Genomic DNA, 24,730 nt, shown 5'->3' with positions numbered 1-24,730 from the left:
AATCGAACTTAGCCACCCACTCATCAAGTGCGTTGACGAAGTTGGTGAGATTTTGGTTGGCTTCGGCATCAGTTTTGCCGCTGGTACCAGTGTAGAATTTAATCTTTGGTTCAGTCCCTGAAGGCCGAACAGCGATCCAGGTGCCATCCGTTAACCAGTATTTCAAAACGTTGGATACCGGCAAGTCCAGTTTTTCAGTCGTGCCATCAGCATGGGTGGCCGTTTGCGTTTGATAGTCATCCGTGGTTGCCACTTTGACACCCGCAAATTCTGTTGGCTTGTCGGCCCGCAAAGCAGCCATGATAGCGGCCATCTTGTCAGCACCATCAACACCATCAAATTCTTTAAAGGTGGTCTTTTCAGCGTAGTAGCCATATTCCTTGTAAAGCTGCTGAATCCCATCGTAAAGTGTCAGACCTTGTTGTTTGTAATAGGCCGCAACTTCAGCTAACAGAATCGTTGACTGAATGGCATCCTTATCCCGAACAAACGGGTTGATCAGGTAGCCAAAACTTTCTTCGAACCCAAACAGGAAGGTGTGGTCGTGATTTTCTTCGGCCAATTTGATCTGTTCTGCGATGTACTTAAACCCAGTCAGGACGTTCTTCATCGTCACGCCATAGTGGTCAGCAATTTTAGTTGCCAATTCAGTGGAGACGATCGACTTCACCACTAAACCATCAGCTGGCAAGGTATTGGAATCTTGCTTAGCTTTCAAAATATAGTTCAACAAAACGGAGGCAATTTGGTTCCCAGTCATCAACTGGTAGTCGCCATTTGGCATCCGTACAGCGGCGCCGAGACGGTCAGCATCGGGATCGGTGGCAACCAACAAATCAGCGCCCTGTTTCTTGCCTAAAGCAATCGCCATGTTGAAGGCTTCTGGGAATTCTGGGTTGGGATGTTCAACCGTTGGAAATTCAGGGTCGGCAATGGCTTGTTCCTTGACCATCGTAAAGTGGTCGTAACCGGCGTTTTTCAAAGCACGGTAGCCAATAACTCGGCCCGTCCCATGCAGCGGCGTATAGATCAACGTCATGTCCTTGCCGACTTCATCGATCAGCTTATTGTTGATAGACACTTCAGCAATCCCCTTGAAGTAGTCTTCATCAACGTCTTCACCAATGATGTGCATGGTGTTCGTTTGCCGTAATTTTTGTTCAGCAACGGTAGCGACTGTAAACAGGTTGTCGATGCTGCGCACGTATTCAGTGATCTTATCAGCTTCAACGGGTGGCATTTGACCACCATCTTGGCCGTAAATTTTAAACCCATTGTACTGCTTAGGGTTATGGCTGGCCGTAATCATGATCCCAGCGTAGGTGTGCAAATGACGAACGGCAAACGACAATTCTGGGGTTGGCCGAATATCGTCAAAGACATAGGAAGGAATGTTGTGAGCACCCAGAACCATTGCGGCGTGGTGGGCAAACTCACGCGATTGGTAACGCGAGTCAAAGCTAATGGCAACACCACGTTGTTTTGTGGCATCATCTAATGTGTCCATGAACCGGGCCAACCCTTCACTGGCTGAACCAACGGTGTACAAGTTCATCCGTCCAATACCGGGGCCGATCAAGCCGCGCATCCCAGCTGTCCCAAATGACATGGGTGCGGTGAAGGCTTCTTCAAGTGCCGTCTCATCATTCGCCATGTCGGCTAATTCAGTCGCTAATTGTGGATCGAGGTCTTGATAGTTTTTCCAAGTTTGATAGTTATCTTTCCAGCTCATCGAAAATCGCTCCTCTTTATTCATCTCTAATTTACGATTACTTATTATACCTCTTTCATTGTAACGCAGGTAGAGGGAAATGGTAAAAGTTTTAGTAAAAGAGTGTGGAGCAAGGCGATTAGAGGGCGGAGGTTCTTTCCAATATTAGGTGACAGTCCGTTGCATTCCGCAATTTGGCACTCCGTGTAGTGGCTCGCGACTGAGCTAACTCGATTTCTGCTGCGCAGCTCTCGAGTGGATCTCAGTCGTCTCGCACATCAGTAACCGACCAAAGTACGGTCGCTAACTGATGTCGACACCACAGCTCCGTGCCAAATTGCTGCATTCCACTGACGTTGAGCTACCGTTCAACACTAGTTAAGCATCACAATAGCTTTAAAACTAGTTCGCAGAGAATCCGCCCTCAACTGCTGGCAAGGCTACTGATAGCAATGCTTCTCATGATGTGTCTGTCACCAGTAACGATTGATATAGAGGTTTCGTGATGCCACTTTTGAAGACCTAATAACTGCGACGACCACGATCAGGATCATAGCGTAGTGGAACCGTTCGGCATTGCAGGCTGTGGTGTCGGTGGTCGTTAGCGGCTGTCCTTTAGCCGGTTACGACCACGGGAGACGTAGGAGATCCTTGAATTTCTGCCAAGACATTCACTAGCTCCCCGGAGCGACCCCACCTCAGTCTGCAGGGCCGAACGGGGGAACGAAGCGACATTAAAGTGCTACTTTGAATCACCCAACAATGGAAAGCCCCCTTGCGGAACACTTTTTGCTACATAAAACAATAGCACGTCGCCACTTCTAAAGTGTCACAAGAAAAATCAAACTCTGAATTTTGTACCAGTAAATAAGCCCACCATCCCTCCCCGCAAAGCACCAACACCACACCTCCAACCACCACACTAACGCTTCTACCCAACTCATGGTACACTTGTTGAAGAAATGCATCATCTGAAAGAAGGTCCTTATTTTGTCAGTACGCCCCTACAGTTTTAGCCAGGTTCAAGTGAGTCAACCGCTTGACCAACAGGAAAAGCTCGGCAAAACCATTCGAAAAACAGCGCCCTTTGAAACCCTGGGCACCTTTAAACCCATTAAACGCAGTGCCAACAAGCTCATGGACCAAGTCCGTCAGATTCTGATTCCGGAACTCTTACCAGAGCGTACCCAGCGGATGAGCGAGTCGCTCTTCACGTTCTTCCGTGGAACGGCCGAACTCATGGAATTTGATTTGGCCCACCAGACGAACTCACCGATCCATGCCATCACGTGTGGTGACGCCCACGTCGGTAACTTTGGCCTGTTTGCGTCGCCAGAACGGCATCTATTGTTTGATCTGAACGATTTTGACGAAGCTGGAATCAACCATTTGAATGGGACGTCAAGCGTCTGGCCGTCAGTGTCATGCTGCTGCCGGTGAACACGATGACTTCGATCAGACACTGCTGCCTGAGCTACTCAAAGACATCGGCCGCTCCTATCGAGAAAGCATGAACGCGATGTTTGAACGGACGACCTTAAACCGGTTCTACCCAATCAATGAAGTCGAAAATTTGTTAAACGCGATTCCGGACGAACTTCAACACAGTAAAAAGCTCATGGAAAAAGCCGGTAAACGTGATTCTGAGCAAGTCGTGCGCAAGTTTACTACAACCAAGGAAGACGGCACCTGCCTCTTTAACGAAAACGCCCCGCGCACGAAGCATGTGAAGGATAACGTAACGAAAAACATTGAAGACTATCTTGCGGCATACCGCGATACCTTGCAGCCGGATGTGAACATGCTGCTGTCACAATTTACGGTGACGGATGTCGTGCGCCACAGTGTTGGCGTTGGGAGTTTCGGCTCACGGTGCTACCTTGTGTTGCTGACCAGTTCGGATGGCAGTCACCTTGTGCTGCAGATCAAAGAAGCCCTGCCAACACGTAAGTTAGCGGATCGAATTCCTGACGAAGCCAGCGCCGCCTTTGAAAAGAACGAAGGCAAACGGATCGTCTACTCTCAAAAGATCCTCCAATCGGCTTCCGACCCATTCTTAGGCTATTTCGCCAGCTCATCTCGGAGTTACTACGTCCGCCAATTCCGGGATATGAAGGCTTCAATCGACCTCAGCGAGCTCGATTGGGAACAGTTTGAAGCTTACGCCAAGACCTGCGCCTGGATTCTTGGGACCGCGCACGCACAGAGTCCAACTGCCGGCATGATTCTTGGCTACGTGGGCCACTCTGAAAAGTTTGACGCCGCCATTGCTGACTGGTCGCAGGCTTATATCGAACAAGTTAAGGGCGACTACCAAGCATTTAAGCTCTATCGTTTAGCTAAGGATGCTGAGCAGATTAGTAAGACCAACTAAATAGGTTAAAAAACTTTTTAACACGGCATCTCAGAGAACATTTTCTATCTGAGGTTCCGTGTTTTTTAGACGGAAAATTGCCTTTTATATACCATCGCCGCGAGCTACCTTTTTTCTCCACGGACGATTTCATCCAGCAATAATTTAAACGCCTGATCAATTGCAGCCCGTCGTCGCTGAAATTCACTTAAAACTGCTTCACGTGGAATATTTTCTCGCAAAACTTCTGCCAAAATATCATCATCCGTCACATGAAGATGGTCGTCAGAAACAAATTCATAACCAAATCCGTTTTTGAACCGGTAAGGTCGCACAGCAATCCCGGGCTCAATATTAAATTCAGCTGGAATTTCAACCATGTGATTCTGGTTGATTTTTCGAGTGTGCAGATTCATTTGCGTTCTCCTTACCTTTTTCTGCATCGATGAAATTAAGCCTGATTTTCCTACCAGTTCTGGTTGCTATCTGATTCAGTAAACGAGGTGTAATTTCCATATCACCTGACTCTAATTTCAATAGCACTCGCTTGGGAACTTTTATCTTTTTTGCAAAGTCTGGACGATTTAAGTTAAGTTGATGACGCAAATCATCAACAGCAAAGGCAGTAGCTGTATCGAATTCAAACTGTCTCAAATAGTGCACAAAATTTGGATCCTGCTTGATTCTTTGTTGAATCATCTCTTCAATCTCGGACATTTAGTGGTTGCTCCTTCCTTAAAGGCAACTAGTTTCTTAAACAAATTCGATTTGCAACCTTTTCCCGGCAGCACTGGCAATCTGTCCAAGAAGATCTACTGACAAATCAAAGTCACCAGTCTCAATCCTCGAAATCGTGGACTGTGTTTGCCCGACTAACGTTGCAAAAGCGCTTTGCGTCAATCCCAAACTACCTCGTAATTGTTTAACCGCCTTGGCCGCTGCTAGGTTAAAACCCTCTTGGTGAACAGCCTTAGCAAAGACTAGATCCGTCTTACTTCTCTTTTCAATGTAATCATCAATAAAGCTCATTTGGAAACCTCCTTCACGTTTTCAGATATTTTCATTTTAATGATAGCAAATTAAGTTTTAGAAGTATTAGTCAAAGTATTTTAATTTTCCTAACACCTCTAACTACGTAACCTAATATTGCGTTGTTTTTAAACGCAAAAAAAGTTCTGTAACCTCCTAAGTGGAAGTTACAGAACTTTTAGTGTCATTTCAGTTTATGAATTCCAAAGCACATCCAACAATTCCTGTGCTGATTCGTTCAAGCTATCCTTAGACTTATCAGTCCCAAGGTGGGTGTAAATTTCACCCACATAAGTGCCCTGTTTGAACAAGTGATTAAAGACTTTGTCAATAACTGGCCGAGTCTTTTCTTCTTCTTGAACAGGCCCGAATGGGTTGGCAAAGAAGGTGGTGCTCATGCCGACTTCATCAGTGGTTCCAAGCGCAAATCGCTTCCCAGTGATGAAGGTGTCCTTTGCATCTTCTTCGTTATCGAATTGGTGAATCCCAATTTCGGTATCGTAGTTGTTAGCGTAGACCCACATATCGACTTGATGATGCTTCACAACACGACGGTATGAGTCGGCCGGGATGATAACCCGGGCGTTCTTCCGGTCAGGGTTCAAGTAAACCCCACGGTCCATGTTGTTGAAAGCAACGGCCGAACTCAGATCATCCAATCGAACGAAGGCGCCAATTTCAGTCCCTTGCGCATACATGTTGCCATCCGCGTCAAAGGCGAAGCTGCCCATATCATCGAAAATCGTTTCCAAACTAATGATCTTGTCGTCAGCGATTTCTTGCAAGGCTTCCAAGGATTCGGACTTCCCGGCACCTGAATCACCAAAGAATACAACGTTCTTGTTCTTACCGTTAGCGAACTTGATGCGGACCATTGAGCCGTGAATTGGCAACCGGTTCTCGTAGATCATGTGCAGGTTATGCAACGTCAGACACATCTTCTTCATGTAACCAAAGTAAGTGGTCTTATCGTTGTATGGCACTTCGCCGACCCAGATGTCATTTTCTTCATCATGGTGATAGTGACAAACATCGCCCTCAGTCTTATCGATCCCGAATAACAGGATCTCGTCTGGCTTATGGCCGGCAACTTCCTTAGCGTCAGCAACTTCAAACAAGTTGGCAAGGGAAATACCGCTTACGAAGTAGTCGCGATGGAAGTAGATATAGCATAAACTCTCACCGATCTTAGCTGGGAAACAGTACCATTCTTTGCGATCGCCATGGAACTTATCAATTGGGTTGTCAGGCACAGCGGTGAAGGTCCCTTCACGCTTGTTACTTGGCGTGGTCATCATCATTGGTGGCCGTAAGCTCAACGTGTCCAGGAAGCGAATTGGCTTCAGGGATTCGTACCCCTTTGGAATTGGCCAGTCGTGTGACTGGGTCAGGACAACGGCGGAGGTTCCGGCGCTCACTTGACGGTAGGTCTTGTTTTTAAAGCCCTGTAGTTTTTCTTCAATCGTCCGGTATGAACGGATCACCAGACTGTTAAATTGATCATCTAATTGCATGAACGTGTTGGCAGATGCTTCGTTACCATGCAGGTTCAAAACGCCGATTCTGAGGAATGACCGATAGTATGAATACAAGTTTTCAATACTATCCAGGATTTCATATCGGTTGAACTTATCGTAGGCATCCTCACGGTCAAGCAGGACAGCCTTGACTGTGTCCAAGTATGTTTTCGGGTCAGTATCCTCAAACTCATTATCGGAGTCTGCCTCGTGGTGGCTAAGTTGTTCAAGATATAAACGAACGACTTCAAACAATTCTTTACTGTTAATCAAGGTAAAGATGTCTGACATGTACTTGCTGCTATAATCAATAACAGCGACGTCGCGGGCTGGGTTCATGTATAACGCAGCCGTTTCAACATTTTGTGGTTCTGTCATAAAATCGCATTCTCCTTCCAGGTCAGTTTCTCGACTTAAGGCTATTGTAGCCTATTTAAACACGAACGAAAATACAAAAATTAAATATAAATAAAAAATTAGCATTTTTTCATATAAACCGCTTACATCTAATTTTACAGTACGGAAAGGAAGCCGTACCAGTGTTTTCATATCTTATCATCATAATTACTTCTGTGAAAATACCGTCTTTCTTTTTTAAATAATTAGAAAAAATGACGATATTTTTAATATTTATACATTATTAATCCTAGTGAATTGTTGAAACGTTAAATTAATCGCTGATCGTTAAAATTTGGTCTAGTGCCATCCGTTTTGAGCGGTAATCGTTCATTGGCGACATCGCAGGATACCCAATGGCGATGCCGATGACTAGCAACTCGTTTTCAGGAATGCCAAGTGCCTGTCGTGCTAATTCTGGGTACTTAACCAGTGAATAGGAAGGAATCGTCCCGAGACCCTTGTTCGTTGCAGCAAGAATCAACGTCTCGGCAAAATTGCCCAGGTCGTAAAGTGACCACTGCGGACTTGATTTGGCGATGGTCAAATAGGCGACTGCTGGCGCATTGTACAGGTGCCTCTGCGATTCTGGATAACTGACGCCGTGTTCAGTCCCCCATTCGGCACGCCGCGTTGAGTTTTCCTGCATATTAGCTTGTTGCGGTGCTTCCCACAATTCACGGTGTTGAACAGGAATATCGGGGTGCGACTGAACATCACGTGATTCTAAATCTGCCTGCTGATCTGCTAGCCGGCGCATGGTGTCGCCCGTTGCAATGTAGACCTTCCAAGGTTGTGAATTCACCCAAGAAGGGCTCTTGATTGCTTCACTCACAAGTTCAGTTAACAGCGACTTATCAACTTGCTTGTCGCTATACGCTCTGACAGAGTGCCGTGCATTGATTACGTCATCAAATTCCATTGTGTCATCTTCCTATCTAAGTGAGGTTATTTCTGGCTAGGGTTATCATAACGCAAAAAGAGAGTGGAGGAAACGCGTCCGCCACTCTCTTTCTAGGCAACCATGCCGAAACAAGTTACAGATAGGGTCTTTCCAATGTTGGGTGATAGTTCGTTGCATTCCGCAATTTGGCACTTCGTGTAGTGGCTCGCGACTGCTGGTAAGGCTACTGACAGCAATGCTTCTCATGATGTGTCCGTCACCAGTAACACTTAATATAGAGATTTCGTGATACCACTTATGAAGACTTACTAGCTGTGACGACCACGACCAGAGTCATAGCGTAGTGGAGTCGTTCGGTATTGCAGGCTGTGGTGTCGGTGGTCGTTAGCGGCTGTCCTTTAGTCGGTTACGACCACGGGAGACGTAGGAGATTCTAGAATTTCTGGCAAGACATTCAATAGCTCCGAAGCGACCCCACCTCAGCCTGCAGGGCCGAACAGTGGAACAAAGCGACGTTAAAACACTACTTTGAATCACCCAACAATGGGGCCCTCCATAAAGTAAAAGATTGCGCACAAGCGGACCCTGACACAAATTCCAAAGCCCGTAATTTCTGTCAGGGTCCGCTTGTGCGCCACTCTCTAGGCAACCATGCCGAAACGAGTTACAGAAGGCAAGGAGTTGCACCTAAGGCCGCTTCGACACAAATCCCAAGCCCAGGGATTTATGTCAAAACAGCCTTAGGCTCCACTCCTTAACCGCCTTCTTCCACTCTCTATACTTCTTTTTTCTTATTCTTCAACGCTAAGGCCAGGCACAACCCAATAATTTCCAGGATAAAGAAGACCCAGAAGACAATATGGAAATTGCCCAGTGTCGCTGTCTTCACGTGACCAATCGTTAATAATAACGTTGCCACGGCAACCCCCGTGGACCCTAACAATTGCCGCATCGTTGTGATCACCGCCGTCCCGTGTGAGACGAGATGGGTTGGCAGCGCATCCGCACCCAGCGTGACCGCCGGCATCATCACAAATGCGTTCCCGCCTTCGATTAACATCGCAATCGGCATCATGCCCCAGAGACCAACTTCGCCCTGGATCAGTGCCAGCAATCCCCATCCGACCAGAATCATGATCATCCCACAAAGGAGCACTGCCTTAAATCCGATCCGGTCAGCAAGTTTCCCCGTAATTGGGTTCAGAATACTGAGGAATACGGCACCAGGAACCAGCGCCATCCCAGAAATAAACGGACTAACGCCAAGAATGATTTGATAGTATAACGGAAAGACAATCGTGACCACGATCAACGCAATGTAGGACAGCCCCGTCAGCCAAACGGCAATGTTGAACTGACCCACGCCGAACACCCGCAGGTCAAGCAGTGGGGTTTCCAACTTGAACTGCCGCGTTGCAAACAGAATAATGGCCAGAACGCTGACAATTAGGATTCCCCAGGCCAGTGGCCAGTTGACACCGGTCTCACCAATCAAGTTGATCACGTACAGGATACCGATAAACCCAACCAGGCAAATGACTGAAAGCCAATCCAGACTTGATTTATCACTTGGCATCACGTTCACGATCGTCCGTGTTGCAAGTAGCACGACCAGCGTGATGATGACTAAGAAGACCCAGAAGAGCCCCTGCCAAGTCGTAAACTTCAAAACGATACCGGAAATAATTGGACCAACTGCTAAAGCAGAGCCCATGACCAAACCGGCAACCCCCATGGCACTCCCGCGGTTCTCCTTAGGCGTAATGGTGAGCAAGACCGTTTGATAAGAAGGAAATAAGATGCCGACCCCGACGGCTTCCATGGCTCGTCCAAGTAATACTAACGGAAAGTTTGGTGCCAAAATAATCAGCAACGTCCCAACATCAAAGGTGAGCAACACGAATAAGAATAATGGCTTAAACCAATGTTGTTCAGCAACCAGGGACTGACTGGCATCATGACACACATAATCAGCATAAAGCCAGTGGTCAGCCACTGTACCGTTGACGCGGAGATCCCGAAGTACCGCATCAGCGTCGGGTACGCTGTCGACAAGGCTGACTGACTAATGGACATCGTAAAAGTACCCATCAGCAGCGTGGTAATAAACCACAACCGCCGTGAGCCGTGTAATTGAACTGTATCAGACATACAATGATCTTCCTCTCAAGCAATTTAGAATAATTCTTAACTATATTCATCTTAGCCCTTTGATTGAAAAATGTAAACAGGCGTTCGCTGATGCCCTGATAGATGACACCTGCTTGATGGCAGTTTGGTTGTTGCGCTTTCAAAAAAATTAAAGGAATTTCCGTGACTATTATAGTCCTTCTTGATAGAATGTTAGTCAACATTAGTCAGACTATCTGAAGGAGGAACTTGAATGACATCACCCATCTTTGCCCTATTTGACCCCACGTATTTCTTAGTGATCATCGGCCTGGTGCTCTCCATGGTTGCATCCGGCTACGTGAATAGTACGTTTCGCAAATACGACCAATACCGCTCCCGCAGCGGTGTAACCGGCACTGACGCCGCGAACTATATTCTGCAGCATTCCGGGATTAACGACGTTGCTGTCACGCAGATTTCTGGTAATCTAACTGATAACTACAACGGACAAACAAAGGTACTGAGTCTGTCACAATCAACAGCCAACTCAACTTCGGTCGCCGCCATCGGTGTGGCGGCCCATGAATGCGGTCACGCCGTTCAAGATGCGACCAACTACGCACCAATGCGCATCCGAACAGCCATCGTCCCACTAGCCAACATCGGCTCCTCACTATCGTTTCCCCTGATTTTGATCGGTGTGCTTTTGAGTTTCAATCAAACGTTAATACACCTCGGCATCCTATTGTTCTCGCTGGCATTGCTATTTCAACTGGTCACCCTTCCCGTTGAATTCAATGCATCACACCGCGCCCTCAAGATTCTTGGTGAAGGCGGCGTTTTGACCCAAGAAGAAGTGCCAGTGGTTCGCAAAGTGCTGACAGCAGCCGCCCTCACTTACGTAGCAGCGGCTCTGTCGACCTTCCTGCAACTTTTACGGTTAGTCCTCCTTTTTGGTGGCGACCGGGACAATTAGCGTTTTCATATCAGAATATGTAGAAAAGCGCTATAATAAACTGTGAAGACCACGTAAAGTAGGTGTAAATATGGACTTAATTTCTTATTTGAACGACCAAATCGAATTTCTAACCGAACAGTTCAACGACGCGAAGGACAAGAACGACGTCACGATGCGGTACATTGTTGAATCCCGGTTAGATGAAGCAAACAAGATCAAGAAAGCCATTAAGAATGGCGATGTAACGAGTTTAACTTAGAAGAGTGGGACAAACGGCGGTTTTGCTCCCAGAATATAAGGCACCCCAGACTAAAATCCTGAATTTGGAGTTTAGTCTGGGGTGCCTTATATGACCGGGAGTTGCACGTTTAGGTAGATAAGCTGGACGCGTTTTATGAAGCTATTTAGTCAGTCAAATACACAGGTTACTGCTGCGAGTTGTGGTGGTGGCTTTTTTGTGCGGATGTTGTATTCTTGCTGGCGGGAATTGTGGGTTTGATTGTTTTTTGTCGTCAGGTCGCTGAATCGTGTTATGCACGTCTAACGTGTAACGGGCCCTGGATTGTGTTTTCTGTCAGCCGACTAGTTATGGCTACGGCTTTCTTGGCAACCATGCCGAAACGTGTTTCGCAAGGCGAGGGGTTAACGTGTAACGGACTCTGGCAAAAATGCCAAGTTCGGGCATTTCTGCCAGAGTCCGTTACACACCACCCCTCAACCGCCTTGCTCCACACTCTACAAAAGGTGTACATTAATACATGAGACTAAATTCAAAGGAGAAACGAATTTGATTACTTTAAAATCACCTCGTGAAATTGAAATGATGCGTAAGTCTGGTGCCATTTTGGCTGGTGTGCACCTTGGGTTGCGTGACATCATCAAACCCGGTATTTCATCTTGGGATATCGAACGGTTTGCTAACAAATATATTGAAGAACACGGCGCCAAAGCCGAAGAAAAAGGCTTTGAGGGCTACAAGTATGCGACCTGTGTCAGCGTCAATGATGAAGTTGCTCACGCCATTCCCCGTAAGGAATTGCTGTTAAAAGAAGGCGACATCGTTGCAGTTGACATGGTCGTTAACCTGGACGGCTTCATGAGTGACTCTTGCTGGACCTATGCTGTCGGCGAGATTTCAGAAGAAAAACAACATCTCATGGACGTCACCTTAAAGGCGCTCTACTTGGGGATCGACCAGGCCGTTGTCGGTAACCGGATCGGTGACATCGGTTACGCGATTCAACACTACGTTGAAGACGAAAACCACATGGGCGACGTTCGCGAACTCATCGGCCACGGGATTCAGCCAACGATGCACGAACAGCCCAACGTCCCCCACTACGGTGAAAAGGGTAAGGGCTTGCGATTACGTGAAGGCATGACGATTACCATTGAACCCATGGTCAACACTGGCACTTGGGAAATCATTTCTAAACAAGTTCCTGGTGACACTTGGGAATACTATGCCTCAGCAGATGGCACGCCATCCGCTCAGTACGAGCACACCCTGGTCATTACCAAGGATGGCCCCAAGATTTTAACGTCACAAGATCCTGAAATGGATGCTAAGTATCTATAATCAACAAAAGCCGCCCTTCCCCAAAACGGGAAAGGCGGCTTTTAAATTACAATCAATTATTGTTCCAGAACAGAGTAGCTCTGGTACAATATAAGAATAATTTGCTATTCTAAAACTAGAAGGTGCATCATGCCTATAACCAATAACACCCCCGAAGAAAATGTTCAGGGGCTCTTTAACCGAATTGCTGGTAACTATGATGATATGAATAACTTGATCACTCTGCATACGCACCGTCACTGGCGCAACGTGACCATGAAGAAAATGGCACTTAAGCCGGGTGACTTTGCCATTGATCTTTGTTGTGGCACTGGTGACTGGACGATTGCACTTGCAAAAGCCGTGGGGCCAGCTGGTCACGTGGTTGGGTTAGACTTTAGCGAAGAGATGCTAGCGATAGCAAAGAAAAAGGTCGAGGCGGTCCATTTTGAAGACCGCATTACCCTTGTCCAGGGCGACGCTATGCATCTCCCCTACCTGACGACACCTTTGACGCAGCGACAATTGGGTTTGGGTTGCGCAATGTGCCCGATGCCAGTCAAGTGCTCAGCGAAATGGCTCGGGTGATCCACCCCGGCGGTCAGGTGGCCTGTTTGGAAACCTCACAGCGACCCAACCGATTATCCATTTGGGCTGGCAGATCTACTTCAACCTTGTCCCCATGATGACAAAACTGGCCGTGCATAACTATGATGACTACGCTATTTGCAGCGCACGACCGCGGAATTCGTCACAGCCGAGCAGCTGAAAACCATGTTCCAGGACGTTGGCTTACGCGATGTCACTTATCAGCAATTTGATCTTGGTGCGGCGACACTTCACCTGGGCAAACGACCATATTCGGGTCACTGATCAAAATAGCCAGATACTGATGAGCCTGTTCCTTTGTCGTTGGCTGTTCCTTTAAAAAGATCCATTCCAGCAACATCATTACCGTTGACGCACAGTGGTCGACCATGAGTTCAACGGGCACCCGGTACTGCTTATCGCCAAAAAGTTGGGTAAAGACTTTTTGGACTGTACGACGCAGGAAGTTTGTAAAACTATCGAGGAGCGTTCCATCCGCATCATTGTGTTTTAAAATACTGTTCAATAAGCGACTATTGTTTTCAAAAATATCGTACAACCGGTCAAAATAGAGGGTCAGCACTTCATTGCTTTTATATTCATCAGCGTTTTGAATACCGACATCCTTTGCAAGCATGTACCAGCAAAAGTTCATCAGATCGTACTTATCATCAAAATAATTGTAAAAGGTCGCTCTCGGAAAATCGCTCTTGTTGCAGATCTCATTGACGTTGATCGCCTCAAATGGTTTCACTGCTAAGAGTGCCAGTGTTGTGTGAAAGAACGCATCAAGGGTCCGTTTCGCGCCCCGGGTCGGCTTTCTGTGTAGGTCGTACTTCATGAAAACACTCCTTTTGCATTTTCAGGTTTCTGTCTAAATTTAGACGGGATCCTTTTTTTGTGAGTTGAATCCTGTTCCCTGCGAGTTTATCATCATACTTAAACTTATACAAGTGTCTAAATTTAATCACTCGTTTATTAATCTATAAGGAAAAAAGGGGAAGAGAAATTATGCAGCAATTATGGAAACACCATGCATTTCGCTGATTGTTTGGATCATCATTGCCATTGCGGCCATCGTAACGATGCCAAACGTGTCGTCACTCGTTCGGCAGCACGGCTCAGTGACGTTGCCATCGGATATGCAAAGCCAGGTGGCGCAGACCATTGAAAAGAAAGCGTCCGGCAACAAGAATGTGCGGTCGCTGATCGTTGTATTTAATAAAAAGAACGGTAAGTTGTCGGCTAGTGATAATCGTCATATCACCAAGGCGATTCACCGTGTCAATAACGACAAACAGCTGAATATCACGAGCATTACGAGCGCCAACCAAAACGCACAAGCCAAAAAAGAGCTGACTTCAAAAGATAAGTCAACCCAGTTAGCCATGATCAACGTTGAAAAAGGCACCGCCATCAGCAAACAGGCAAACATCATTCGCAACCACGTCAAGACCAAGGGTGTGCGGACCTACGTGACTGGCAGTGATCTGTTGAATGACGACTTCTCCACGGTGACGCAAGCCGGATTGAAGAAGACCGAGATTATTGCAGCCATCTTCATCTTTATCGTTTTAATTCTGGTCTTCCGAGCACTACCAGTCCCGCTCATCTCACTACTGACCGTTGGCCTGTCCTACTTGATTTCATCTAACATTGTCATGAACCTCGCTAAAGCCGTCAGTTTCCCCATTTCAAACTTCACCCAGATCTTTATGGTTGTTGTCTTGTTTGGGATCGGGACCGACTACAATATTCTGCTCTATAACCGGTTTAAAGAGGAACTCGCAAACGGTCTTGACGCAACCGAAGCCGCTAATACGGCTCGACAACACGCCGGCCGGACAATTCTCTATAGTGGCTCATCCGTCCTGATTGGATTCTTAGTCCTCGGGCTTGCTAAATTCTCGTTTTACCAATCCGCCGTTGGGGTTGCCATTGGGGTCATCGTGCTACTCGCCGTTTTACTGACCCTGAACATGTTCTTCATGACCACCATGGGTCGCGCGATGTTTTGGCCAAGCAAGAACCTGAACGCGCATGGTCGCAACCGGCTCTGGGAAGCCATCTCAACCGGTGCCATGTCGCACACAGTGACCGCCATCATCGTTTTACTGGTCATCTTTGTGCCGTTGGTTCTCACTAGTTCACAAAAACTCAATTTTAATAATGCGGATGAACTTCCTGATACGATTGAATCTAAGGCCGGCTATAATCTGATTCAAAAACATTTCCCAGCCGGTATGTCAGGCACCTCAACCGTTTATATTGAAAGTAAAAACGGCCTCAACAATCAAAAAGACCTCGCTGCCATCGACGACCTCACTGATTACCTGCGGGCAGAACCAGGTGTGAAGACAGTCACTTCCGTCACCCAGCCAGGCGGCTCAAAAATCAAAGCCCTTTACCTCAAGAGCCAGTTAAGTCAGCTGGTGACTGGGTTAAATGAGGCAAACGCCGGCTTAAAGAAAGTCGAAACGGGCTTGAACCAAGCAAACACACAATTGAGTTCAGCCAGTTCCAGCAGCAGTACTTCACAACTCAATGAACTAACAGCCGGCACTGCTAAATTGCAGTCGGGCGCTCAGCAGTTAAGCTCAGGCGTGTCAACGTACACTTCTGGCGTCAACCAGATGACCAGCGGCACCGCGCAACTGACTAGTGGTGCGTCACAGCTAAGCAGCAGTGTGAGTCAATTAAACAAGGCCAGCCAACAATTAGCGACCGGTGCGATTGCCTTAAACCAGCAAACAATCGCCGTTCCAACCTTGCACGCAAGCACTGCCCAGTTAGCGACAGGTCCTCACAGTTATCTAGTGGCTTAGGTCAGCTGAATAGTGCTGTCTCCCCGTTTGCTTCCAGCAGTTCACAACTGAGCAGCGGTGCATCACAATTGACCAGCAGCGGCACCAAGCTCGTTTCCGGTGCTCAATCCGTGGCCAGTGCCAGCACACAAGTCAACACCGGCGTTCAGGAAATGAGCGCCAAACTTAAGCAGGTCCAGTCGCAAACGAAGCAATTACAGGCTGGTTTAACGACCGCTAATGAGTCGCTAGGCAAAATTGGCAAGGGCACCGCAACAGTAAATGCTTACCTGAAGGAACTGCAAAGCTCTTACGTAGGGAATGACTTCTACATGCCAAAGAGCCAACTCAGCTCTAGCACCTTCAAACCATCAATGGATGCCTACATGTCAAGCAACCGCAAAATTGCGGAGATCACAGTCGTCTTAGACCACGACCCAAGTTCGACCAAGGCTGCTAACCAACTCAACCAGATTACGAGTGACGTACACGCAAAACTAAAGCACGGCACGCTGAAAAACGATAAGGTAAAAATTGGCGGCGAAACCTCTCAGACCGCCGACCTTCAGAAATTAGCCAACTCTGATTTCAAACGAACGGTCGTTATTATGCTCGTCGGTATCGGCATCGCGTTGATGTTTGTGACCCGGTCATTGATTCAACCGATGACCATTATTGGGACGCTGACCGTTGCCTACTACAGTGCCCTCTCCATCACTAAGTGGCTCTCAGCCACCTTCCTGTCACAATCACTATTGACCTGGAACACACCATTCTTTAGCTTCATCATGCTGATTGCGCTTGGCACTGACTACAGTATCTTCCTTATGATGAGATACAGAGACGATGCGGGTACCATCCAGGATGTTCGAAAACGGATCATTAATTCGTCCGCCCTGATTGGGACAACCGTTATCTCCGCCGCTATCATCCTTGGTGGGACCTTCGCAGCCTGATGCCATCTGGCGTCACGACACTGATTCAAGTCGCCCTCGCCGTCATCGTTGGGCTTATCCTGCTCGTCTTTATGTTACCAACCATCATGCCGATCATGGTCAAATTCACTTACCCTTATGTGCATGACAAGATGTATGATAAGGATCAAAAACAGCGTGAAGATTAAGTTTTCATTATTGGGAAACTTATGGATAGATGATAATTGTCCGTTGCATTCCGCCATTTGGCTCCATTCCACTTACGTTGAGCTTACTTGTTACCACAGGTTAAGCATCACAATGGCGTAACCCTAGTTTGCGGAGAATTCGCCCTCGACTGCGTGTCAAACCATCGATAGCAATGCTTCTCACACAATATGGTTGTCACATGTTACAATTGATTAACAGGTTTCATGACGCCACTTATGAAGCCTTATCATCTATGATGACAATTACAACTATCGTAGTGTAGTGGCACAATTTAAAATCACTCAAGACTGCAAAAAGGACGCCGTAATAGCGCCCTTTTTTATTCACGGTGGTGGTCTTAAAACCAAGACACGTGTCATGCAGTCAACATCCGTTACGTTTAAATCAAGTTATGGTATAGTGACCCATAAGAGGAAGGTGATTGAGATGCCCTTAAAAATTGAACGGATCTATACGAAACCAGTTGATATGAATGGTTACCGAATCTTGGTGGATCGGGTCTGGCCGCGTGGGATCTCGAAAGTCAACGCAGCGTTAGATGACTGGTTTAAAAACATTGCGCCGACAAAGGAGTTGCGCCAATGGTTTAATCACGAACCCGAAAAATATCCAGAATTTAAAACGCGGTATGAAGCTGAATTGACTGCCAATCCGGATCTTCCAGAGTTTTTAGCGCTCATCAAAGACAAACTCAACCATGGTAATGTGATCATGTTGTTTGGTGCCAAAGACGAAACGCATAATCAAGCTGTGGTGCTCCAAGAATTTATCGAAAAACAACTGCAACCCTAAAAATAGTCCTCACTCACAATCGTGAATGAGGACTATTTTTTAAAGCAACGCCCGTTCAATATTTGCGAGCGTCAGTGCCTGCGTACTTGGTAACTGAACATCAGCGGACTTAATTTCGTCTGGCTCACCAACGCCAACGGATAGCGCCCCTGACCCATTCAGAGCTGCTAATCCAGGTTGAGAGTCTTCAAAGCCCATGCATTGGTCTGGCGCCAAATCTAACAATTCAGCTGCGCGAACGTAGATCTCAGGGTCCGGCTTATTATGCTGAAGTGTTTTGGGGTCGACAATCAGTGGAAAGTAGTCGGTCAGCTGCATTTTTTGAATCTCAACAGGGGCATTCACCGAAGCTGAAGCCAAAACGATCCCGTAGCCGTTTGCCTGAAGCTCGTTTAAAAATGGGGTGATTCCTGGCAAAATATCCTTTGGGGACATGGTTTGTATCAGCGCCAAGTAGTATTGGTTTTTGCGGTCGCCAAGCGTGCGTTTCTCGGCATCCGTAAAAGCCTGCGTCATATTACCAGCAGCTAAAATGGTGTCAACCGCCGCGTCACGACTCATGCCGAGTAACTGGTCTGCTAAGTGTTGCGTCCACGTGACCCCCAGATCAGTTGCCAATTGATGCCAGGCTTGGGTGTGGTAGGTCGACGAATCCGCAATGACGCCATGGAGGTCGAACAGACAGCCCTTAAGTTGCGAAAACGATGTCATTGTACTCCCCTTCTTTACCGGTTTAATTGGTTATATTATAGCATTGCAAACGGTTGCATAAAAGAAAAATAATAAAGCACGAGAGCCTCTCCCGTGCCTTATTTTAACGCGTCCGCCGTCTAAAACGGTGAGGGACGCCTTGTTATCTGACAACGATGACAGAAGCCGGCGCCTTTTTTGCCAGTTGAACGCTGACGGTGCCTGCAACTCGGTGACTTGCAAACTGCGTATCAGCACCACAAACGATCAGATCCGGTTGGAAATCAGGAATGATCTCATCAAGGATCGTATCGTCAACATCGCCGCCTTCACCCACAAAGCCAGTCACATCTTTGATACCGGCCTTCTTTGCGTCCGCAGCATAGCGGTCCACAACGGCCTGAACAGCGTCACGCTTTTCCTGAACCTTAGAAGGCGTCATTGAGTCATAGATGTTAATATCCTGACTCTCAATCACGGAACACACACCCAAATGGGCCTGGTAGTCGCGCGCAACAGTGACGGCATAGCGGAATGCCCGCTGTGTAGAGGTGCTATCATCTTCATCCACGGTCAGTAAGACCCGATTGAAGAAAAGTGGTGTAAATTCATCTGGTTCTGACATTTTTAAAATTACCTACTATATTAAACGTAGAAAAGTCAGCGCAATTGCGTAGCTGTACTCAGAAAGAAAATATAGCTTCCCTTTCTTAGTTGAATTGACATATGACGTCAACAAAATTTATAAACTGTGGTCACAGTCTAGCCTTCATAGCGTTAACACTTGGCAGGGTGTCATTGCTCATTAACCAATAGAAAGACAAGTATGAATGGTAACCACCTCTACGTTTTACTTTTTCTGTGGTCACACCGTTATTTTATAAGTTGTGACGCATTTACGCAATTCTTAATGACTAAATTCTCAAATTAATTTCATGGATCTTTCGGTATCGCTTTCAGACAGACGCAATTGTGGTATCATGTTGACTTGTGAGCGTCAATTCGGCGCCTTAAGGACGTTTAAAAAAGGAGTAAATCAATGTACCAGGCAAATGGAAAACCCACTATATTCGGCGATTTTGTGCTGCTTCTCGTCTCGATTATGATCAATAGTCTCGGTAACGCACTCACAGTGTCTCTCAATCTTGGGAGCGCCATGTGGACGGCCTCAGCGGTCAATCTCTCGCACCTCTTTCCCGTCAGCCTAGGTAACATGTTGCTGCTCGAAGGGGTCGCCGTGGTTGCGGTGAACGCTGTGTTGCTGCACCACGCGGATTGGCACCGGATGCTGGGGAATTTTTGTTTCATGATCCCGTTTAGTTATTTGGTCAGTGGTCTGGCGGCGCTCATGGTCAGGTCGAGCATCAATAGCTTGCCGCTCATTCCTCGAGTGCTGTTAGACATTGTGGGTATCATGCTGATTGCAGCTGGCATCTCGATCTACCAGCGCATCAATTTGATCTTGCATCCAAACGATGACCTGATGCAGATCATTCGCTTCCGTTTTCTCCACGGGAACGCCATTCTTGCCCAACTTGTCGCCTACGCGACCCCGATTACGATCATCATCATTACACTGATCGTTAAACACACTATTTGGGCCGTCAATATTGGGACGCTGGTCGCCTGATCTTTCAGGGTAGCTTTATCGCAACGAGTGATAAATGGGTCTTTCGTAAGTTGAAGCATCAACGGTTGTAACAGATTAAATCGACGGTGTGCCGGCCTGTCTCTTTGCCCTTAAAAATCATTCAGTGGTAAACTTATCGTATACTAAACCCACGTGATAGAAAGGAACCATCGATTATGAAGCCTAAAATTATTATGCCAGCTACGGCGGATACCCTATCAAATCATTATTTAAAAGAAAAGGGCTACGATATTATCACCGTTCCGAATGTAACTGAGCAAGCTTTGCTTGATCATCCTGATGTTTCAGCAGCGATTCTCTTTGTCGCCCCTATTCCAAATACGATCTATGACAAGTTGCCAAATTTAAAAGTACTTGCCCGTTATGGTGTTGGCTACGACAGTGTTGACGCCCAGTACGCGGCAACCAAAGGTGTCTGGGTAACCAATACACCAGGTGCCAACGCCGTAAGTGTTGCTGAATCCGCTGTGTCCGACCTGCTATTGCTTGCCAAGCGCAGTCCCTGGATCTCCCAAAAAATGCGCGCCGGCGACCTCAGTGGTGCCCTCAAATTAATGGGCCGAGATGTCGCTGGGTCAACAGTTGGCATCGTTGGCTACGGCCACATTGGGCAAAGTGTTGCTAAAATTTTGTCCGGCTTTGACGTCAACGTATTGATCTATAATCGTACCCCACGTGAAACCACTTATGGAACCTTCGTTGATTGGGACACGCTGTTTAAAGAATCGGACTACATTACGATCCACCTCGCTGCAACGCCCGAAACTGAAGGTCGGATCAGTCAGGCTGAATTTGAAATGATGAAACCAACCGCTTCAATTATTAATTTGGCACGTGGTCCGATCATCAACGAAGACGCAATGATCACCGCACTGAAAACGCACACGATTGAAAGTGCAGCGCTGGATGTGTTTGACCAGGAACCGTTACCAACTGACAGTCCCCTGTTCGATCTAGACAACGTCTTTTTGACACCACACACAGCTGCACAGACGTTAGAAGCCCACAATCGCATGGCCGTTGGTGCGTCTAAAATGATTGATCAAGTCCTGTCTGGTCAGACCCCTGACTGGGCAGTTAACCAACCAGAATAGCAAAAACGCCCGCACCTTTTTCAAGGTCGTGGGCGTTTTTCGTTGTGGTTTAGTGTGTCTGCTTCACAGGCGTCCTCACAAACTCATCAAGAAAGTATTGGTGAAACCGCGTATCGCCTGTCAGTTCCGGATGAAACGCTGTCGTAAGGACATTTTTTCACGTGCTGCGACAATGCGGCCATCGCTCAAGGTAATAAGTGTCTCGGTTGGACCACTGACCGACTTCAAATACGGTGCCCGGATGAACACGCCTGGAAATGGCGTATTCCAGCCTGGAACGGTTAGGTCAGTTTCAAAGCTGTCCCGCTGCCGGCCAAACCCGTTGCGCGCAACATCTGCATGAATCCCGGCTAGACTCTCAGGTTGGGCTAACAACACCATACCCGCACAGGTACCAAACGTTGGCAAGCCCTTTGCAATCAACTCTCGCAGCGGCACCAACATGTTTTCGCGGACTAACAATTTCCGAATAGCGGTACTTTCACCGCCGGGAATCACGATGCCGTCAAGCCCCTCAAAATCGTTTGCCGTCGTGACCCGACGAGTCGTTGCACCACAGGCAGTCAATAGACGTTCGTGCTCACTGACCGCACCCTGCAACCCTAAAACGCCAATCTCCATATCAGCACCTCCTATTCAACACCGCGGGGTGCCATCTTTTGGTCCTCCGTCAGCGTTGATAATTCGATTCCCTTCATTGGGTTGCCCAAGTTCTTTGACACTTCAGCAATCAGACTGTAATCAGTTGGGTGCGCCGTTGCCGTAACGATTGCCTTCGCAAACTTCGCAGGATTTTCAGACTTAAAGATTCCTGAGCCAACAAAGATCCCATCGGCACCTAAATTCATCATCAGTGCGGCGTCGGCAGGCGTTGAAACACCACCAGCCGCAAAATTAACGACCGGTAATTTTCCAAGATCATGAACCTGTTTCACAAGTTCGTAAGTCGCTCTGAGATCGCGAGCAATCGCCATGAGGTGCTCTGGTTTAGCTGACGTGACCTGGCGAATCTGCTCGTTGACTTTCTGCATGTGCCGAACGGCTTCAATGATGTTCCCTGTCCCGGGTTCACCCTTCGTCCGCAGCATTGATGAGCCTTCACCGACCCGGCGCAGTGCCTCACCAAGATCACGGCAACCGCAAACAAATGGCACCTTGAAGTCGTTTTTATCGATGTGATAGTTATTGTCCGCTGGTGTCAGTACTTCACTTTCATCTATGTAATCAACCCCAATAGCTTCCAAGATCCGGGCTTCGGCGATGTGCCGATGCGGCATTTTGCCATAACCGGAATGGTCACTGCATTCATGATGGACTCAACCATCGCAGGGTCGGACATCCGGGCAACGCCGCCAGCCGCTCGAATATCTGATGGGACGCGTTCCAGTGCCATAACGGCAACGGCGCCAGCATCTTCAGCGACCTTAGCCTGTTCCACGTTCGCCACGTCCATAATGACGCCGCCCTTTTGCATTTCAGCCATACCTCGTTTAACAAGTGTTGTTCCAGTTTCTACCATAACCCACAAACTTCCTCTCGTTTAAATGTGTTTTTTCTAATTGAAACGTGAACTCATCTTATGGTATTCTAATGAAAAAGCCTACCACCAATTGGCAGGCAATTATCCCAACCAATTTTTGAAAGTGGGGCTTAACATGCAGTGGGACTTACCTTCAGGGACACAACCGCCCTATCAAAAAATCATTCAACTGATTACGACCGGCTTGCAAGAGGGCACCCTTTTACCGGGTCAGCAACTGCCGCCAGAACGGCAATTAGCCAAACAATTAAACGTCAACCGGTCAACCGTTCAGCACGCCTTTAATGAACTGGTCAGCCGCGGCATTCTGGAACGCCGAGTCGGTAGCGGCACCTGGGTCAACTCTGGTAAGTGGGGCGTGCTCTCCCAAAAAGTGGACTGGCAAAGCTATCTCACCGCTAACCGGTTGAGCGATCCAGATAACTATATGGTTCGCCTTCGCCAACTAGACGGGCAGCCGCACGTGATCAACCTCGCCCACTCAAGTATTGGTGCCGACCTCGCATTACCGGTGGAAATGACTGCGTTGTCCGGCAACCAGCTTGTGGCACAGGAACGGCACGTCAACATTAGCGGTTCAGCAGCCTTAAAGGACCAGCTGATACGTCATTTAACGACCTACCTGGACCAACCTTTGACAGCAAACCAGCTTCTGATCACATCCGGGGCGCAACAGGCATTTTATTTGATTGCTCAGGGACTCTTACAGTATGGTGATGCGATTGCGATTGAAAAGCCATCGTACTTTTACCAACTGTCACTGTTTCAAGCCGCTGGGATCCGAGTACTTGGTATTCCGTTAAGTCCTGATGGCAGTTTGGATCTAGATGAGTTGCAACGGCTATACTACCGCCACCACTTACGGTTTCTTTTTGTGAATCCAACCGGGCAGAATCCAACCGGACAAACCATGCCGCTTCACGCACGGCAAGCGTTGATTGCAAAGTGTCAAGAACTCAAACTTCCCATCGTGAAGATGATCCGTTGGGCATGAACCTCGCACTCACTGGGGCAGCAATCAAACCTTTAAAGGCGCTCGATCCTGATAACGTGCTCTACATCGGCTCGCTGTCATCACTGATTGGTGCCAACGCGCGGATTGGCTGGTTGATTGCCCCGCCACAGCTTGTGGATCGGTTGGCCAATATTCGGCAGGAAATGGAATCTGGTATCAGTATATTTCCGCAGTTAGTCGCTTCCCAATTCTTAACTCAGCCTAATTTAGCAGCCCAATTACACCAGCAAAATGCCCAGCTTCAGACCCGTTACGACAATCTCAAACGAGCTTTGACCCCGTTTGAGTCTGCTGGTCGGTTAACGATTCAGCCACCGGTAAACGGCAATAATGTGTGGGTCACTTTGAATCTGCCACATGAACTGGTGCCATCGGATTACACGTTGTTTTTAAATAATGAACTGCTAGTTCGTCCCGGATTTTTGTTTGGGGTGACTAAGAACCAGTTACGGCTTAGCTTTACGAATTTTACTGACGCTTTAGTGCCGGAGCTGACAAGAAAATGGGCACGGGTGATGGGGCAACTGATGGATAGAGAGTGAAGGAAAACGGGAGGAAGCGGAGTGTAAGCTAGCTCTGGCAGAAAGGCCCGAACTTGGCCTTTCTGTCAGAGCTGGCTTACGCGCAGCTTTCTGTTTTCCGAAACTCGTTTCGGCACGGTTGCCTAGAAAGAGGTTTAACGCCCTCCTTCCCATAGAAAACAAACAGCCTTAGAAATCGGATTGATTTCTAAGGCTGTTTTTTAATTGCAGTATTTATCTTTGCGTGTTATTTGCTTTGAATGGTTTTGCCGACTTTAGGTTTAAAAGTCAGCGTCTTTCTTGGCTACCGTGCCGTAACGCGCTCCGCAAGGCTGAGGGCTCCTGTGTAAGG

Annotated in this window: 22 protein-coding genes and 4 pseudogenes; 14 read left to right on the top strand and 12 right to left on the bottom strand. The window is 47.5% G+C overall.

Annotation, left to right across the window (positions count from 1 at the left end):
• Positions 1–1,732: phospho-sugar mutase (locus tag JCM11969_RS12475; RefSeq protein WP_054711667.1), on the bottom strand; the 1,732-nt coding region annotated here is incomplete at its 3' end.
• A 969-nt stretch (positions 1,733–2,701) separates the two neighbouring features.
• On the opposite strand from JCM11969_RS12475, the gene JCM11969_RS19995 reads away from it, so the two are divergent.
• Positions 2,702–3,151 carry a DUF2252 family protein gene (locus JCM11969_RS19995; RefSeq protein WP_263850072.1) on the top strand — a complete coding sequence of 150 codons (450 nt, stop codon included), beginning with the start codon at positions 2,702–2,704 and terminating at the stop codon, positions 3,149–3,151.
• Positions 3,105–4,085, top strand: coding sequence for a DUF2252 family protein (locus JCM11969_RS12470; RefSeq protein WP_263850071.1), 981 nt, complete (start codon positions 3,105–3,107; stop codon positions 4,083–4,085). Before JCM11969_RS19995 ends, JCM11969_RS12470 begins: the two co-directional genes overlap by 47 nt.
• A 104-nt stretch (positions 4,086–4,189) precedes the next feature.
• On the opposite strand, the gene JCM11969_RS12465 is transcribed toward JCM11969_RS12470, so the two are convergent.
• The 6 genes and pseudogenes from JCM11969_RS12465 to JCM11969_RS12440 all read right to left on the bottom strand — a co-directional run bounded on the left by JCM11969_RS12465 (position 4,190) and on the right by JCM11969_RS12440 (position 10,061).
• Positions 4,190–4,480: a hypothetical protein gene (locus tag JCM11969_RS12465; protein ID WP_054711666.1), complete on the bottom strand. Its 291-nt coding sequence runs from the start codon at positions 4,478–4,480 to the stop codon at positions 4,190–4,192.
• The gene (locus JCM11969_RS12460) at positions 4,437–4,781 is read right to left on the bottom strand and encodes a helix-turn-helix domain-containing protein (protein WP_054711664.1); all 345 of its coding nucleotides are present in this window, start codon (positions 4,779–4,781) and stop codon (positions 4,437–4,439) included. Before JCM11969_RS12460 ends, JCM11969_RS12465 begins: the two co-directional genes overlap by 44 nt.
• Before the next feature lie 36 nt (positions 4,782–4,817).
• On the bottom strand, positions 4,818–5,093 hold the full coding sequence (locus JCM11969_RS12455) for a helix-turn-helix transcriptional regulator (protein ID WP_054711661.1): 276 nt from the start codon (positions 5,091–5,093) through the stop codon (positions 4,818–4,820).
• A gap of 194 nt (positions 5,094–5,287) precedes the next feature.
• Complete coding sequence (locus JCM11969_RS12450) at positions 5,288–6,988, bottom strand: hypothetical protein (protein ID WP_054711659.1); 1,701 nt, start codon at positions 6,986–6,988, stop codon at positions 5,288–5,290.
• 292 nt (positions 6,989–7,280) lie between these two features.
• Positions 7,281–7,928, bottom strand: a complete 648-nt coding sequence (locus tag JCM11969_RS12445; RefSeq protein WP_054711657.1) for a nitroreductase — start codon at positions 7,926–7,928, stop codon at positions 7,281–7,283.
• A gap of 757 nt (positions 7,929–8,685) precedes the next feature.
• Positions 8,686–10,061, bottom strand: a pseudogene (locus JCM11969_RS12440) (MFS transporter).
• Between the two features lie 232 nt (positions 10,062–10,293).
• Here JCM11969_RS12440 and JCM11969_RS12435 point away from each other — a divergent pair.
• The 4 genes and pseudogenes from JCM11969_RS12435 (at position 10,294) to JCM11969_RS12425 (ending at position 13,411) form a co-directional block, all read left to right on the top strand.
• Positions 10,294–10,998: a zinc metallopeptidase gene (locus JCM11969_RS12435; protein WP_054711655.1), complete on the top strand. Its 705-nt coding sequence runs from the start codon at positions 10,294–10,296 to the stop codon at positions 10,996–10,998.
• A 70-nt stretch (positions 10,999–11,068) separates the two neighbouring features.
• Complete coding sequence (locus JCM11969_RS18250) at positions 11,069–11,239, top strand: hypothetical protein (RefSeq protein WP_169790394.1); 171 nt, start codon at positions 11,069–11,071, stop codon at positions 11,237–11,239.
• Positions 11,240–11,767: 528 nt separating this feature from the next.
• Complete coding sequence (gene map, locus JCM11969_RS12430; protein WP_054711653.1) at positions 11,768–12,559, top strand: type I methionyl aminopeptidase; 792 nt, start codon at positions 11,768–11,770, stop codon at positions 12,557–12,559.
• 129 nt (positions 12,560–12,688) lie between these two features.
• A pseudogene (locus tag JCM11969_RS12425) lies at positions 12,689–13,411 on the top strand (demethylmenaquinone methyltransferase).
• Here the strand turns inward: JCM11969_RS12425 and JCM11969_RS12420 are convergent.
• Positions 13,341–13,967 carry a TetR/AcrR family transcriptional regulator gene (locus tag JCM11969_RS12420; protein WP_054711651.1) on the bottom strand — a complete coding sequence of 209 codons (627 nt, stop codon included), beginning with the start codon at positions 13,965–13,967 and terminating at the stop codon, positions 13,341–13,343. The pseudogene JCM11969_RS12425 and the gene JCM11969_RS12420 overlap by 71 nt on opposite strands.
• A 181-nt stretch (positions 13,968–14,148) precedes the next feature.
• On the opposite strand from JCM11969_RS12420, the gene JCM11969_RS20485 reads away from it, so the two are divergent.
• From JCM11969_RS20485 to JCM11969_RS12410, 4 genes are all read left to right on the top strand, one after another.
• Positions 14,149–15,951 carry an MMPL family transporter gene (locus tag JCM11969_RS20485; RefSeq protein ID WP_369523236.1) on the top strand — a complete coding sequence of 601 codons (1,803 nt, stop codon included), beginning with the start codon at positions 14,149–14,151 and terminating at the stop codon, positions 15,949–15,951.
• 68 nt (positions 15,952–16,019) lie between these two features.
• On the top strand, positions 16,020–16,886 hold the full coding sequence (locus tag JCM11969_RS20480) for an MMPL family transporter (RefSeq protein ID WP_369523235.1): 867 nt from the start codon (positions 16,020–16,022) through the stop codon (positions 16,884–16,886).
• Positions 16,886–17,053 (top strand): hypothetical protein, encoded by a 168-nt coding sequence (locus JCM11969_RS20475; RefSeq protein ID WP_369523234.1) that lies wholly within the window; start codon positions 16,886–16,888, stop codon positions 17,051–17,053. Before JCM11969_RS20480 ends, JCM11969_RS20475 begins: the two co-directional genes overlap by 1 nt.
• Before the next feature lie 448 nt (positions 17,054–17,501).
• Complete coding sequence (locus JCM11969_RS12410; RefSeq protein WP_054711650.1) at positions 17,502–17,867, top strand: DUF488 domain-containing protein; 366 nt, start codon at positions 17,502–17,504, stop codon at positions 17,865–17,867.
• 39 nt (positions 17,868–17,906) lie between these two features.
• Here JCM11969_RS12410 and pgmB read toward each other — a convergent pair whose 3' ends face one another.
• Positions 17,907–18,578 carry a beta-phosphoglucomutase gene (gene pgmB, locus JCM11969_RS12405; RefSeq protein ID WP_054711649.1) on the bottom strand — a complete coding sequence of 224 codons (672 nt, stop codon included), beginning with the start codon at positions 18,576–18,578 and terminating at the stop codon, positions 17,907–17,909.
• Positions 18,579–18,720: 142 nt separating this feature from the next.
• On the bottom strand, positions 18,721–19,182 hold the full coding sequence (locus JCM11969_RS12400) for a universal stress protein (protein ID WP_054711648.1): 462 nt from the start codon (positions 19,180–19,182) through the stop codon (positions 18,721–18,723).
• Positions 19,183–19,596: 414 nt separating this feature from the next.
• On the opposite strand from JCM11969_RS12400, the gene JCM11969_RS12395 reads away from it, so the two are divergent.
• Together JCM11969_RS12395 and JCM11969_RS12390 are read left to right on the top strand one after the other, a co-directional pair.
• A complete protein-coding gene (locus JCM11969_RS12395) occupies positions 19,597–20,187 on the top strand; it encodes a DUF6198 family protein (protein ID WP_369523233.1) in 591 nt (196 codons plus the stop codon).
• A 176-nt stretch (positions 20,188–20,363) separates the two neighbouring features.
• Positions 20,364–21,302 carry a phosphoglycerate dehydrogenase gene (locus JCM11969_RS12390; protein ID WP_054711647.1) on the top strand — a complete coding sequence of 313 codons (939 nt, stop codon included), beginning with the start codon at positions 20,364–20,366 and terminating at the stop codon, positions 21,300–21,302.
• 49 nt (positions 21,303–21,351) lie between these two features.
• Here the strand turns inward: JCM11969_RS12390 and pdxT are convergent.
• Together pdxT and pdxS are read right to left on the bottom strand one after the other, a co-directional pair.
• Positions 21,352–21,923, bottom strand: a pseudogene (gene pdxT, locus JCM11969_RS12385) (pyridoxal 5'-phosphate synthase glutaminase subunit PdxT).
• A gap of 11 nt (positions 21,924–21,934) precedes the next feature.
• Positions 21,935–22,821 (bottom strand): annotated as a pseudogene (gene pdxS / locus JCM11969_RS12380) (pyridoxal 5'-phosphate synthase lyase subunit PdxS).
• A 40-nt stretch (positions 22,822–22,861) separates the two neighbouring features.
• Between pdxS and JCM11969_RS19990 the strand changes: the two are divergent.
• Together JCM11969_RS19990 and JCM11969_RS19985 are read left to right on the top strand one after the other, a co-directional pair.
• Entirely contained in the window at positions 22,862–23,836 is a 975-nt protein-coding gene (locus JCM11969_RS19990; RefSeq protein WP_263850070.1) for an aminotransferase-like domain-containing protein, read from the top strand.
• Positions 23,833–24,399: an aminotransferase class I/II-fold pyridoxal phosphate-dependent enzyme gene (locus JCM11969_RS19985; protein WP_263850069.1), complete on the top strand. Its 567-nt coding sequence runs from the start codon at positions 23,833–23,835 to the stop codon at positions 24,397–24,399. Before JCM11969_RS19990 ends, JCM11969_RS19985 begins: the two co-directional genes overlap by 4 nt.
• The last annotated feature ends 331 nt before the right edge of the window (positions 24,400–24,730 follow it).

Source organism: Secundilactobacillus paracollinoides DSM 15502 = JCM 11969, assembly GCF_001311135.1.
GTDB lineage: Bacteria > Bacillota > Bacilli > Lactobacillales > Lactobacillaceae > Secundilactobacillus > Secundilactobacillus paracollinoides.
The sequence above is the reverse complement of the archived record's forward strand: the minus strand, read 5'-3'. Positions and strand labels throughout refer to the sequence as shown.

Coding starts and splice junctions, on each gene's coding strand:
- JCM11969_RS12470 (WP_263850071.1), top strand. CDS start 3,105: ATGGGACGTCAAGCGTCTGGCCGTCAGTGTCATGCTGCTGCCGGTGAA.
- JCM11969_RS12465 (WP_054711666.1), bottom strand. CDS start 4,480: ATGAATCTGCACACTCGAAAAATCAACCAGAATCACATGGTTGAAATT.
- JCM11969_RS12460 (WP_054711664.1), bottom strand. CDS start 4,781: ATGTCCGAGATTGAAGAGATGATTCAACAAAGAATCAAGCAGGATCCA.
- JCM11969_RS12455 (WP_054711661.1), bottom strand. CDS start 5,093: ATGAGCTTTATTGATGATTACATTGAAAAGAGAAGTAAGACGGATCTA.
- JCM11969_RS12450 (WP_054711659.1), bottom strand. CDS start 6,988: ATGACAGAACCACAAAATGTTGAAACGGCTGCGTTATACATGAACCCA.
- JCM11969_RS12445 (WP_054711657.1), bottom strand. CDS start 7,928: ATGGAATTTGATGACGTAATCAATGCACGGCACTCTGTCAGAGCGTAT.
- JCM11969_RS12435 (WP_054711655.1), top strand. CDS start 10,294: ATGACATCACCCATCTTTGCCCTATTTGACCCCACGTATTTCTTAGTG.
- JCM11969_RS18250 (WP_169790394.1), top strand. CDS start 11,069: ATGGACTTAATTTCTTATTTGAACGACCAAATCGAATTTCTAACCGAA.
- JCM11969_RS12420 (WP_054711651.1), bottom strand. CDS start 13,967: ATGAAGTACGACCTACACAGAAAGCCGACCCGGGGCGCGAAACGGACC.
- JCM11969_RS20485 (WP_369523236.1), top strand. CDS start 14,149: ATGGAAACACCATGCATTTCGCTGATTGTTTGGATCATCATTGCCATT.
- JCM11969_RS20475 (WP_369523234.1), top strand. CDS start 16,886: ATGCCATCTGGCGTCACGACACTGATTCAAGTCGCCCTCGCCGTCATC.
- JCM11969_RS12410 (WP_054711650.1), top strand. CDS start 17,502: ATGCCCTTAAAAATTGAACGGATCTATACGAAACCAGTTGATATGAAT.
- pgmB (WP_054711649.1), bottom strand. CDS start 18,578: ATGACATCGTTTTCGCAACTTAAGGGCTGTCTGTTCGACCTCCATGGC.
- JCM11969_RS12400 (WP_054711648.1), bottom strand. CDS start 19,182: ATGTCAGAACCAGATGAATTTACACCACTTTTCTTCAATCGGGTCTTA.
- JCM11969_RS12395 (WP_369523233.1), top strand. CDS start 19,597: ATGTACCAGGCAAATGGAAAACCCACTATATTCGGCGATTTTGTGCTG.
- JCM11969_RS12390 (WP_054711647.1), top strand. CDS start 20,364: ATGAAGCCTAAAATTATTATGCCAGCTACGGCGGATACCCTATCAAAT.
- JCM11969_RS19985 (WP_263850069.1), top strand. CDS start 23,833: ATGAACCTCGCACTCACTGGGGCAGCAATCAAACCTTTAAAGGCGCTC.